The following is an 11,866-nucleotide window of genomic DNA, read 5'->3' as shown; positions in this document are numbered from 1 at the left end:
CCTCGGCCCCCTGCTTGAACGCCGCCCCAAGGAGCTTTCCGGCGGTCAGCGCCAGCGCGTCGCCATCGGCCGGGCCATCGTCCGTCAGCCCAAGGTCTTCCTGTTCGACGAGCCCCTGTCCAACCTCGACGCCGCCCTTCGCGTGCAGATGCGGATCGAGCTTGCCAAGTTACACGAAAAGCTGGCCGCCACCATGATCTATGTCACTCACGACCAGATCGAGGCCATGACCATGGCCGATAAGATCGTGGTGCTTCAGGGTGGGGTGGTCGAGCAGGTCGGCAGTCCCTTGGAGCTTTACCATCACCCGCGCAACCTGTTCGTCGCCGGCTTCATCGGGTCGCCCAAGATGAACCTGCTGCCCGGCCGCGTCATCGGCAATACCGAGAACGGCATCACCGTGGAACTGGCGAGCGGCAACCCGATCGCGGTCCCGGTCAAGGGCGAGACGTTGAGGGGCGGCGACGAGGTCACGGTTGGCATCCGCCCCGAGCATATCCGCCTGACCGACGACGGCGAGATCCCCGGCACGGTGCTGGTGACCGAGCGCCTGGGCGGCCTGACCTTCCTGCATATCCAGGTCGCGGGCGACCAGATCATGGTCGTCCAGGCCGACGGCGACGAAGCCGCCAGCATGCACGACAACGTCCGGCTCAGCGTCAACCCGCGCGGCTGCCACATGTTCGGCCGCGACGGTCTGGCGATCGAACACACCAGCCGCCACCACCTGATCGACAGCCCCGCCGCCGGCCGGCGCTCGGCTTGACCGATCGAATTCCCAGGAGATAACCCATGTATCTGGAAAAGTTCAACCTGTCGGGCCGGACCGCGCTGATCACGGGCGGCAGCCGCAACATCGGTCTCGCCTGCGGCGAAGCTCTGGCCGAAGCGGGCGCCAGCGTGATCGTCGCGGACATCTCGGAGGAACTGGCGGTGTCGGGCCGCGACCATCTGGTCAAGGCGGGGCACAAGGCGCAAGCCGTGGTGCTCGACGTGACCAAGCCGGCTGATGTCAACGCGGCGGTGGACGGGCTGGTGAAATCCAACGGCGCCATCGACATCCTGGTCTGCAACGCCGGCATCGCCCGCAGCGACGTCCCGGCGGAGGAAGTGCCGGACGAGCACTGGCTGAACGTGATCGACGTGAACCTCAACGGCGTGTTCTGGTGCTGCCGGGCGGTCGGCAAGCACATGCTGGCGAAGGGCAAGGGCTCGATCGTCAATGTCGGGTCGATGTCCGGCTTCATCGTCAACAAGCCGCAGCCGCAGAGCTACTACAACGCGTCCAAGGCGGGCGTGCATCACCTGACCAAGTCGCTGGCGGCCGAATGGGCGGAGCGGGGCGTGCGGGTGAATGCGGTGGCGCCGACCTATATCGAGACCTCCCTGACCAAGTTCGGCATGGAAGACGAGCGCATGTATCCGGTGTGGCTGGAGAATACGCCGATGCGCCGGGTCGGCCAGCCCGAGGAAATCGCCTCGGTCGTGCTGTTCCTGGCATCCGACGCGTCCAGCCTTCTGACCGGCAGCATCGTGCTGGCCGATGGCGGCTACACCTGCTGGTAAGGATGAAGCGAGATGGCCATCAGGCTTGACGAGTTGAGACGGGTCGGGAACTCGGATGTCGCGGTCAGCCCCCTGGGCTTCGGCGGCAACGTGCTGGGCAACCTCTACGCGACGGTGGAGGAGGACGCGGCGCTCGATACCGTCGCCGCCGCGTTCGAAAGCGGCATCCGGCTGTTCGACACCGCTCCCCTGTACGGGCACGGGCTGAGCGAGCACCGGATCGGTAATGCGCTGCGGCGCTACCCGCGCGACGCCTTCGTGCTGTCCAGCAAGGTCGGGCGGCTGCTGAAGCCGCACGGCAAGGTGCCGCCGCCCAAGCTGGAACCGTCGCAGGGGGGCATCTTCACCGGCGAACTGCCGTTCCAGCCGGTGTTCGACTACACCTATGAAGGTACGATCCGATCGGTCGAGGACAGCCTTCAGCGGCTGGGAATGAACCGGATCGACATGGTCCTGATCCACGACGCCGATATGTGGACCCACGGCGACCAGTACGAAGCCCGGCTCGAGGATGTCAGGACGGGGGCGCTGCCGGCGCTCCAAAAGCTGAAGGAGGACGGCGTGATCCGCGCCTTCGGCGCGGGTGTCAATCAGGCGGAGGCGTGCGAGCGGCTGATGGATATCGGCCGGTTCGACGCCTTCCTGCTGGCCGGGCGCTATACCCTGCTGGAGCAGGGCGGGCTGGACAGGTTCCTGCCGCGCTGCGTGGCGGAGAACGTGTCGATCATCCTGGGAGCCCCCTTCAACTCCGGCATCCTGGCGACCGGAGCCGTTCCGGATGCCCGCTACAACTACCTGCCGGCGCCGGAGCCGGTGATGCAGCGGGTGGCGGCGATCGAGGAGGTTTGCCGGGGCTACGGCGTCAGCCTTCCTGCGGCGGCGCTCCAGTTCCCGCTGTTTCACCCAGCGGTGACGACGGTGATTCCAGGGTCGAAATCCAGGGAAGAGGCGGAGCGCAACGTGGCATTGATGACGGAGGCGATCCCGGCGGAGTTCTGGCGCGATCTGCGGTCGGCCGAGCTGATCCGCGCGGACGCGCCGATTCCATGACTCGGCCCATGAACGGCCTCGTCATCTTCGATTGCGACGGCGTGCTGGTGGACAGCGAACCCATCAGCCTCCGCTGCACCACGGCGGCGCTCAACCGCTTCGGCTATCCCGTTGACGAAGATGACGTTTTCGACCGCTTCCTGGGCAGCAGCACCGCGTCCATGGTAGCGGCGGTCGAAGCGGGCCTTGGGCGCGGGCTGGCGCCCGAGGCTCTCGACGACCTGCGGCGGGAGATCCTGGACGCCTTCGGGCGGGAGCTTAAGGCGGTGCCCGGCGTGGCGAGGGCGGCGGAACGGCTGGACAGACCGTTCTGCGTGGCGTCGAGCAGCATCCCGGAGCGTATCCGCTACTCGCTCCGCATCACGGGGCTGCTGCCGCTGTTCGAGCCCGACATCTTCAGCGCCACCATGGTCGTCCACGGCAAACCCGCCCCCGACCTTTTTTTGCTGGCGGCGAAGCGGATGAAGGCGGAGCCGGCCCAATGCATCGTGGTCGAGGACAGCATCCACGGCGCCAGGGCAGGGCAGGCGGCCGGGATGACCGTCCTGGGCTTTATAGGCGGCAGCCACATCCGGGGCAATGCGGCGCGAGAGCGCAGCCATGGCGAGAAGCTGATCCAGGCAGGAGCGGCGATGGTCTTCGACAAGCTGACCGACCTGCCGGAACTGGTCCGGGAGCTTACCCGCTAATCGAACTGGCAGGCCACAGGCGGGCGGCGCCCCGGACGCCGCTGCTGTCGCCGTGGGCGGCGGGCACGACGGGCGTCCGGCATTCGCCGCCGAAAGTGTAGCGGGCGAGCAGCGCTGGCACGGCCTGGTAGAGGTGGCGGATGTTGGAGATGCCTCCGCCCAGCACGATCATATCAGGGTCGATCAGGTTGACGACCAGCCCGAGCGCTCGGGCGAGCCTGTCTTCGTAGGCGTCCAGCGCTTCGGCGGCGATCGGATCACCGCGCAAAGCCAGTTCGGCGATGGCGGCGGCAGGCAGGAACCGGCCGGTGCGGGCGCCGTAATCGGCCTCGAACGCCGGGCCGGCGAGGAAGGTTTCGATGCAGCCGGAACGTCCGCAGAAACAGGGCGGGCCTTTCAGCTCGATGCCCTGGAGCAGGGGCAGGGCGTTGTGGCCCCATTCGCCGGCGGCGGTGTTGCGGCCTTCGTGGACCTTGCCGCCGAGCGCCAGGCCGCCGCCGCAGCCGGTGCCGAGGACGGCGGCGAAGACGATATCCACCCCGGCGCCGGCGCCGTCAAAGGCCTCGGACGCGGCGAGACAATTGGCGTCGTTGGCGCATCGGACGGGACGGTCGAGGGCGGCTTCCAGATCGTCGCGGAACGGCTTGCCGGTCATCCAGACCGAGTTGGAGCCTTTGATCAGGCCGGTCGTCGGGCTGATCGATCCCGGCATTCCGACGCCGACTGTTCCCTGGCAGCCGGTTTCCCGCTCGATCGCGTGGACGATCCCGGCGACCGTTTCGACCGTCGCGGGGTAGTCGCCGCGCGGGGTCGGCACGCGCAGCCGGGCCGCGACTTGGTCGGATGAGTCCAGGGCTACCGCTTCGATCTTCGTACCGCCGACATCAACGCCGATCCGCATTCCGCCCTACCGAGACCCCGGTTTCCCCGTTTCGGGCACCATAGCAGGTCAGAAGCTGACGGTCACCGGCTCACGCTCCCGCATGTCCGGGACCTCGTACAGGGTGTCCGGCTGGAAGGCGAAGGCGCTCGCGATGAAGACGCTCGGGACGGTCGAGAGCGCTGTATTATAAGCCAGAACGGCGTCGTTGTAGTGCTGGCGGGCAAACGCGATGCGGTTCTCGGTCGAGCTGAGTTCCTCCTGGAGCGCCAGCATATTGGCGCTGGCCTGAAGCTGCGGGGTGGACTCGGCAAGGGCGAACAGGCTGTGCAGCGAGCGGTCGAGCGCGGCTTCCGCCGCCGCCCTGGCGGGAACGTCGGAGCCGGCGGCAACAGCCTTTTCGCGGGCGCGGGCGATGGTTTCGAACAGGCCGCGCTCACGCGCCATGTAGCCCTTGACGCTGGAAACGATGTTGGGGATCAGGTCGTGCCGGCGCTTCAGCTGCACGTCGATCTGGGACCAAGCGTTGCGGACGCGGTTCCGCAGGGTCACCAGCCCGTTGTAGAGGTAGATCAGGTAGAGGACGACGGCGGCGGCGATTATCCAGGGAATCCAGGTGTTCATAAGGTCCTCATGTCAGGATTGCCGACGCGACCGTCAGGCCAAGGGCGAGGCTGAAGACGATGGTGCCCAGGGTCAGCAGGCCGACCAGGAAGACGAGAACGCCGATCAGCGGCGACAGGATCAGTCCCAGCACGGCGTAGCCGATGGCGTGGCGCGGGTTGAATCGCCGCTGCCGCGTGCCGCCGCCCTGCGCCGCGAGCCGGCCGGCGCGGGCATGGATGGACGGCTGGATCGAATCCGCGATGCCGCGCCTGGCGGCGAACCCGCTCTGGCTATGGGCCGCCGCGTGAACGAACAGGTAGTCCCGCGACTCTCCCCCCACCGGCACCGCGCCTGATTCCGCCAGCTTCAGCAGGGCGCTCCGCAAAGAGTCCGGGTTGCGGGTCAGCTGGACGGCGGTGCTGTCGGCCAGATAGCGCCGGGTCCGCCAGAGGGCGGCGAGAGGCCAGCCCAGGAAGAACAGCGTCCAGATCTGGATGATGAACTTCTGCATCACCACGACCAGCATCAGCAGGATCAGCGGGAACATCAGCACATTGCGGAGCGTGGCGAACCTTCCTTCCGAAAAGGTGCGGTTGATTTCCTCCGACGAGTCCGGGGAAATCGCCCGCTCGATGTCATGGGCGGCGGCCTCCACCGGATGCGAGCCGCGCCGCCACAGCACGGCGGCGATCAGACGGTAGAGCGCCACCCAGGCGGAGCGGCGGAACGGCAGGTCGAGCAGCGTCAGGAAGAAGCCCTTGACCTGGAAGACCGCCAGCAGCGAGCGCATCACCGCGAAGTCGCCGTTGCCGGCGGAGGCGACGAGATGGGCGGCGATGGCGAGCGTTTCTTCGCGGTTGAGGGTGTCGAGCAGGCCACGGGTGACCAGCAGCGTCGCGTCCTTGTGGGAACTGCCGACGGCGGCGGCGTTGGTGGCGGTCTGGTCCACCAGCAATAAGCGCGGGGCGGGCAGGCCGGCGGCGATCGCCACTTCCTCCACGATGTTGGAGAGTTGGCGCTCCTCCGGATCGCGCAGGTTGGGCGGCCGGGCGTTCAGCGCCGTAATCAGGTCTTCCGCCCTGTCGCGGCGGAGCAGGCGGCGGAAGCCGATCCAGAGCAGCGCCGAGGCGATCAGCCCCGGCACGAAGGCGGTCAGCAGTTCCGGCGTCCGGCGGATAGCCGCCCAATAGCTGGGCCAGCCGACCTTGTCGTCCAGCCCGTCGACGATCGCGCCGAGGAGGTCCATCTTCGACCCCGCCCACTGGCCTAAAGCGGTGGCGGTCTGGAGGCAATAGGCCGGTTCGATCCCAGCCCAAGCCGCCAGATGCAGCAACCCGCCGGCGATCAGGATGATCGCCGGCCCGGCGATGGCCGCCGTGACGATGCCCATGGCCGCCGCGATCAGCAGGCAGGCCGCTGCCATCCGCCACGTGCCCCGGCGCCGCCGGGCCTGTTCGTCATGGAAGCTGACGCGGTCCAGCGGACCGAAGGAGTCCAAGGCCATCCCATTCGCTGACATAGGTCCGGTCCCTCCGCGGGGCAATTCGCAAAGATTGAATGCTTTTTACCGGCTTTCGTCCATGACAGCAGAAGTGGCAGTCGCGCCGCTTCTTTGGAGAGCCAAGGGCTTGGCGGAGTTGCCGGGCGCGGCATGCCCGGATATTGTTCGGCCCAAGAACAAAACCGAGGGAGAGGCCGCAAAACCATGAGCCATTCAGCGAAAAACCCGCGTTTCCGGGGCGTTTACCCCGTCGTGCCGACGATCTTCGACGAGTCCGGCAACCTGGACCTGGACGGCCAGAAGCGTTGCCTTGATTTCATGATCGACGCCGGCTCCAACGGGCTGTCGATCCTGGCGAACTTCTCCGAGCAGTTCGTCCTGGGAGACGACGAGCGGGAGGTGCTGACCTCCACCATCCTGAACCATGTCGCCGGACGCGTGCCGGTGATCGTGACGACCACCCATTTCAGCTCCCGGATCTGCGCCGCGCGGAGCAAGCGGGCACAGGAGGCGGGCGCTTCCATGGTCATGGTGATGCCGCCGTACCATGGCGCGACGATCCGCGTGCCGGAGGTCGGCATCTACGACCTCTTCCGCACGGTGTCGGATGCCATCGACATCCCGATCATGATCCAGGACGCTCCGGCGGCCGGGACTCCGCTGTCCGCTCCCTTCCTCGCCCGCATGGCGAAGGAGATCGAGAACGTCGCCTATTTCAAGATCGAGGTCGCGGCGGCCGCGTCCAAACTGCGCGAGATGATCCAGCTCGGCGGCGACGCGATCGAAGGCCCCTGGGACGGCGAGGAAGCGATCACGCTGCTGGCCGACCTCGACGCCGGCGCCACGGGAACGATGACCGGCGGCGGCTACCCGGACGGGCTGCGCCCCATCGTTGACGACTATCTGGCGGGACGCCGCGAGGAGGCGGTCGCCGGCTACGCCCGCTGGCTGCCCCTGATCAACTACGAGAACCGCCAGTGCGGGCTGCTGGCCGCCAAGACGCTGATGAAGGAAGGCGGCGTGATCCGCTGCGACGCCCCCCGTCACCCGATCACGCCGATGCATCCGGCGACACGGGCGGGGCTGTTGGACACGGCCAAGCGGCTTGACCCGCTGGTGTTGCGCTGGGGGTGATGCGACAGCGACTGTACGCAAATGTAATCAATTAGCCTGAGTTGTATAGGCCGGAGTGATGACATAATTCCTGTTTCCGTGATAGGCATGTGGGATCGCTCCGGCTGGGGATGCAGCGGAGTGCGGGCGGAGTTGACGGATTTCGGGAGTAGGCTGGAGGATTTTTAGCCTATAAGGTAACGGCGGTCAACTCGCTAACGCTGCGGTTGGAAGGACTGGGACCGGATCACGGATTTCCCTGCGACGAGATGTTTCTTGAGGCAGCCGTGAATGGGCAGGCAGATGCATTGGTAACAGGCAACATCCGCGACTTTGCTGCGGCTACTCGATTCGGTGTATTGGTAGTCCGGCCAACGAATTCCGGCCAACGAATTTCTTGTAAGGGTTGGTGACATGAGCAAGGCCACATATCCCCTGAAGCTGCCATCGTGGGTCAAGGAAGCCGCCGCGAGACTTGCGCGCGAGGACGGCGTATCCCTGAACCAGTGGATCGCTTCCGCCGTGGCTCAAAAGGTCGGCGCGATCGAAACGGCAGAAGACTTCCTTCGTCGGCGTGTTGATGATCCAACCGGAACGAAGCTGAAGGCGTTTTTAGCTCGTGTGCCGGATGTTCTGCCGCAGGTTGGCGACGAATTGGATTGATAGAAAATGGCATCTGCCAATGGTGACCACAGCAGAATTGGAATTTGACAGGACCGATCCGAGTGATTCGCCTGCAAAACCGCTACACTGAACATCACGTCAAACGACGGAAGAAGATTATGTACAAAGTTCTTGGGCTTCGGATGTGGATTTCACTAGTTGCCTATACGGCAGTTGGTATTGCCATAATGATTAATGAGCTGGAGCCAATATTATCAGGATTGGGTCACAAAGTTACATTAGGAACGATAGTTCTTCTCACTCAAGCCGTCATAGCTTGCATTCTAATGACTCCAATGTGGCGCGTGCTCTGGCGTTGGATACCAAAACTTAATGACTGGATTTACCCAGATTTAAATGGTAAATGGGATGTAACAATCAAGTCAAACTGGAATAGAATTGATAAACTTGCACGTTCTGCCGCAGGATACGAAAACAAATTTGACATTCTTCATTGTCCTATTGAGCATCTTCCTTCATTATCATCGGTCAAGATGCGAGCTAATATCGTACAGAGCTGGATGAATATATATATTATACTGGAGAGCGATGATCCAGATACCGTTATAGAAAGATCCGAAACACTAGTTGTTGAACCTATTCAGGAAAAAAATGAACAAAACCCGAATTGCTATACATGTTTCGTCAACGTAATCAGACCGACATATTGAGTGACGAAGCTGAATTTTACGGAGCAGGTAGAGTTGAAATATCATCTTCTTACAAAACTATGAGTGGACTTATGTGAACAAATCGTATGTCGCGTCGCGGTATGAATACTGCAGCACAACTAGAATTTAGAAAGAATAATTAATAAATTTGCTAATTAATCAATTGGTGTAGATCGTCGCGCTTTACCACAATTAAGATCCCCAAGGCATGTTGGCATTGCGTAGTTGGTGAAATGTGCTGAGGTATACTAAATCCTCATATGACCAAATAATGCTGATAGGGCCATCTTTCGAGATCACTATGGCTGTATACTCCTTTTGTTGGCAAACCAACTTGATTGCCGATCTATGACGCATTCCAAATTGCTCAATGTTAACATTATCTTTTTTCCCTCCTCTTTTTATATTTACTGGCAATTCATTACAACAGTGAACTTCACAACCATCAATCCCATGTACAATTATTTCTCCACCAAAACCTAAAATGCGAAGATCCGAGCTTAACAGAACCGCTCCGTCAATTTTTGATAAGTCGGTGATAAACTGGATATCCTCAATCAGTCGCGACTCAGAATCTCGAAGATGAGAGTCAACTGTGACTTTTTCTTCAACAGGTATAATTTCCTCATTTTCTTCACGAGCAATTATATCTGCAAATTCGTGCCTAAAATTCATAAAATTCACAAAAGATTGTCGTAAATTGTCACTTTGCATTTTATACTTGAGCTTAATGCCAGTAACATTATCCGATATGCTTGAGAGAACTATTACAATGGTTCCGCCTTGACCTTTTCGACTGATTAGATTAACAGAACCAACAAAAACATTCATTAATGCAATAAACTCAAACCCGCTCCACTCACTTGGCTCTTCTAAGACCGGCTTTTTTATTGAATTATTCAAGGCTGTCAATCCCGACCTAACAATAGCATGCAGTGACATATCTATGCCATATCCGTTAAAGTTCGATATTTTTCCGTGCATTAGCATGCCGATTATGAACTGTCCTTGATAAACTCGGATGCGGCCGGGACCATCTACTTTTATTATAAGAGCCGAAGGCACATGATATTCATACCCAAGGCCGAGATGGGCATGATGCCACTTACTTCCTAAATCAGCTAAGCCGATGATTTTCCACTGGCGAACATCCCATTCTACCAAAATGACACAACTCTCATAACTGACCGCCGGAGCAAGGCGCCTTAACTCGTCCACTGTGAGGAGGCGAGGCAACTGGAATAGCCATTTTTTTTGAATGCTAGTGTTGTAATTTTCAGAATTAGAAGGTACTGCAACCAAGTTAAACTTGGGATAGCGAGCTTCTTCGGACATACTTGCCGCAAGATATACCACCTCTAACAACTCACGTAGCATTTTCTCTGGAGGACAGGGCGGACATTCATATTCACCGAAGACCAAGTTAGGCCAACGTGTTGCTACAGCCTTTGCAAGGTCTTTAGGGAAAAATCTCAACTTAACACCCTATTGCCATTTATGGGACGTCACCAGAGGGGAAGTTCAAAAAGTCTGCGTGCCGCCGATAAATTCCTATTTTGCGTTGATATCAAGTTGACACCACTAGCGATTTCAATCGAGAGCGCAGGGTTCACGCCCTTGCTTCTTGATCCGATCGCGCAGCGCTGGAAACAGAAAGCCCTCAGGAGTTATGATCAAGACGAAGCCGGCATCGGCCAGGGAGCCGAAAACCACCAGCTTTCCCCCTGCTTCCAACGCGATCTTTTCGGCATTGCGAAAGGCCTGGATGGCGGCTTCGCGTTGCTCGGCCGGATGGCGCAAGCGCAACTCGTCGAAGGTCGGGTAGCGGGGGCTCGGTGCGTGGGGTTGGGGCATGATCCAGTTTCAGTTTCTTCGGGTGGCTCCGGTCCATCCTTTATATAGCGCGGAAGGCACCACGGTCAGATGCGAATGATCGAGGCGCTATATGCCGCGACTTTGGAATCGTGGGTAATTAGGCACAGCGACTCTGCCAGGGATTGAGCTACAAGGATGCGGTCGAAGGGGTCGGCGTGCAGATGGGGAAGGTACTCCACGGTTGCGGCGTGTTCGGGTGAAATGCTCAATAAGATGTAGCCCGCAGATCGGAAATATTCGGCAGCCTCAGCACCGGATATCGGCATATCATTAGGTTTGCCACGTGCAAGCGCACGTTTGATCGAGATTTCCCAAATACTTGCCGCGCTGACGGCTACAGTGTTGGCAGGATCGGCAATCATCTCTCGTGTTTTAGCCGAGAGGTTCAGACTATCGGTGATGGCCCAGAGTGCGACGTGAGTATCCAGCAGCAACCTCATTCGGCGTTGCCGCCGAAAAGCTTTTCGATAGCTTCGTTGTCAGTGTCGATGTCGTCGGGTACCGTGAAACGGCCTTTCGCAATGCCGATGCGGGGGCCGGTAGGCCGCGCGGTCAGTGGAACGAGTTTGGCCGCTGGCTTGCCGTTGCGGGCAATGATTATTTCAGACTCGGCGCCGCTTTCGACCGCCTCGACAAGGCGTGAAAGGTTGGACTTGGCCTCAAGCATGTTGACGACAGGCATCTTTCGCCGCTCCTGGCTAGACTTAGCTAAGACAGAATAGGTCTATCATCCGAGATGAGCAAGCCTATTCCGGTTGCGCGAGGCATGCAGGAAACCTGTCGAAATGAGTCGGAGGTGTCTCAACATACGCGTGCGGCTCAAATAACGCCTGTCTTTTCCAGGTATTCAACGCTGTCATGGCTAAGCGTATCGAGGTTGAAGTACTTATTGGCGGCAGCGCGGCAGCAGCAGTGTATACAAGGAACGCTTACGGCGCCCTTTCCACCGATCTGAATCCCGCTTTGCTTTGCCGTAAGCAACTGAAGGGCATAGCCGTTCGCTTCGCGTTCCTGCATGTCGGAGATGGAGTCGTCCTTGTTGACCGCCTCGTCCACGATCGCCTGACCATCGACTTCCGTCAGGTGGCGGTTGGCGAGGTGGCCGAGTTCGTGGGCGAGGATGAAGAGCATCCAGTCGGGGTGCTCGTCCTTCTTGGTCAGGATGACGACGGGACGTCCGCCGACGAAAGTCACCATGCCTTCCATCTTGCGCCCACCCGTGGGTAGTTCGGGCAGGTAAAGGACGGGAATG

15 protein-coding genes are annotated in these 11,866 nt (G+C 60.4%); 7 read left to right on the top strand and 8 right to left on the bottom strand.

Features of this window, described 5'->3' with window-relative positions; all coding sequences use genetic code 11:
- The 4 genes from AC5JJ6_RS22705 to AC5JJ6_RS22690 all read left to right on the top strand — a co-directional run.
- Positions 1–766 (top strand): ABC transporter ATP-binding protein (locus AC5JJ6_RS22705; RefSeq protein WP_496044247.1); only part of this gene is annotated, 766 nt, incomplete at its 5' end.
- Positions 767–792: 26 nt separating this feature from the next.
- Entirely contained in the window at positions 793–1,566 is a 774-nt protein-coding gene (locus AC5JJ6_RS22700) for an SDR family NAD(P)-dependent oxidoreductase (RefSeq protein WP_496044246.1), read from the top strand.
- Positions 1,567–1,578: 12 nt separating this feature from the next.
- Positions 1,579–2,616, top strand: coding sequence for an aldo/keto reductase (locus AC5JJ6_RS22695; RefSeq protein WP_496044245.1), 1,038 nt, complete (start codon positions 1,579–1,581; stop codon positions 2,614–2,616).
- The gene (locus AC5JJ6_RS22690; protein ID WP_496044244.1) at positions 2,613–3,305 is read left to right on the top strand and encodes an HAD family hydrolase; all 693 of its coding nucleotides are present in this window, start codon (positions 2,613–2,615) and stop codon (positions 3,303–3,305) included. The genes AC5JJ6_RS22695 and AC5JJ6_RS22690 overlap by 4 nt, the downstream gene beginning before the upstream one ends.
- Here AC5JJ6_RS22690 and AC5JJ6_RS22685 read toward each other — a convergent pair.
- From AC5JJ6_RS22685 to AC5JJ6_RS22675, 3 genes are read right to left on the bottom strand one after another with little or no spacing between them, the layout of a single operon-like run.
- Positions 3,295–4,206: an ROK family protein gene (locus AC5JJ6_RS22685; protein WP_496044243.1), complete on the bottom strand. Its 912-nt coding sequence runs from the start codon at positions 4,204–4,206 to the stop codon at positions 3,295–3,297. The two genes, AC5JJ6_RS22690 and AC5JJ6_RS22685, sit on opposite strands and share 11 nt — an antisense overlap.
- 48 nt (positions 4,207–4,254) lie before the next feature.
- On the bottom strand, positions 4,255–4,809 hold the full coding sequence (locus tag AC5JJ6_RS22680) for a LemA family protein (RefSeq protein WP_496044242.1): 555 nt from the start codon (positions 4,807–4,809) through the stop codon (positions 4,255–4,257).
- Positions 4,810–4,816: 7 nt separating this feature from the next.
- Complete coding sequence (locus AC5JJ6_RS22675) at positions 4,817–6,295, bottom strand: M48 family metalloprotease (RefSeq protein WP_496044241.1); 1,479 nt, start codon at positions 6,293–6,295, stop codon at positions 4,817–4,819.
- Positions 6,296–6,496: 201 nt separating this feature from the next.
- Here AC5JJ6_RS22675 and AC5JJ6_RS22670 point away from each other — a divergent pair, with 201 nt between their 5' ends.
- From AC5JJ6_RS22670 to AC5JJ6_RS22660, 3 genes are all read left to right on the top strand, one after another.
- The gene (locus AC5JJ6_RS22670) at positions 6,497–7,426 is read left to right on the top strand and encodes a dihydrodipicolinate synthase family protein (protein WP_496044240.1); all 930 of its coding nucleotides are present in this window, start codon (positions 6,497–6,499) and stop codon (positions 7,424–7,426) included.
- A 393-nt stretch (positions 7,427–7,819) separates the two neighbouring features.
- Positions 7,820–8,068: a pilus assembly protein HicB gene (locus AC5JJ6_RS22665; protein WP_496044239.1), complete on the top strand. Its 249-nt coding sequence runs from the start codon at positions 7,820–7,822 to the stop codon at positions 8,066–8,068.
- Between the two features lie 62 nt (positions 8,069–8,130).
- Positions 8,131–8,739: a hypothetical protein gene (locus AC5JJ6_RS22660; RefSeq protein WP_496044238.1), complete on the top strand. Its 609-nt coding sequence runs from the start codon at positions 8,131–8,133 to the stop codon at positions 8,737–8,739.
- A gap of 192 nt (positions 8,740–8,931) precedes the next feature.
- On the opposite strand, the gene AC5JJ6_RS22655 is transcribed toward AC5JJ6_RS22660, so the two are convergent.
- From AC5JJ6_RS22655 to AC5JJ6_RS22635, 5 genes are all read right to left on the bottom strand, one after another.
- Positions 8,932–10,215 (bottom strand): putative sensor domain DACNV-containing protein, encoded by a 1,284-nt coding sequence (locus AC5JJ6_RS22655; RefSeq protein WP_496044237.1) that lies wholly within the window; start codon positions 10,213–10,215, stop codon positions 8,932–8,934.
- Positions 10,216–10,329: 114 nt separating this feature from the next.
- A complete protein-coding gene (locus AC5JJ6_RS22650; RefSeq protein ID WP_496044236.1) occupies positions 10,330–10,539 on the bottom strand; it encodes a hypothetical protein in 210 nt (69 codons plus the stop codon).
- A gap of 119 nt (positions 10,540–10,658) precedes the next feature.
- Positions 10,659–11,054: a type II toxin-antitoxin system VapC family toxin gene (locus AC5JJ6_RS22645; protein ID WP_496044235.1), complete on the bottom strand. Its 396-nt coding sequence runs from the start codon at positions 11,052–11,054 to the stop codon at positions 10,659–10,661.
- Positions 11,051–11,296 carry a type II toxin-antitoxin system Phd/YefM family antitoxin gene (locus AC5JJ6_RS22640; RefSeq protein WP_496044234.1) on the bottom strand — a complete coding sequence of 82 codons (246 nt, stop codon included), beginning with the start codon at positions 11,294–11,296 and terminating at the stop codon, positions 11,051–11,053. The genes AC5JJ6_RS22645 and AC5JJ6_RS22640 overlap by 4 nt, the downstream gene beginning before the upstream one ends.
- A gap of 137 nt (positions 11,297–11,433) precedes the next feature.
- Positions 11,434–11,866, bottom strand: a 433-nt coding sequence (locus tag AC5JJ6_RS22635) for a hypothetical protein (protein WP_496044233.1), incomplete at its 5' end; no start/stop codon positions are given.

It is taken from the genome of Skermanella sp. (assembly GCF_059503625.1).
This window is presented reverse-complemented; position numbering and strand designations above follow the sequence as displayed.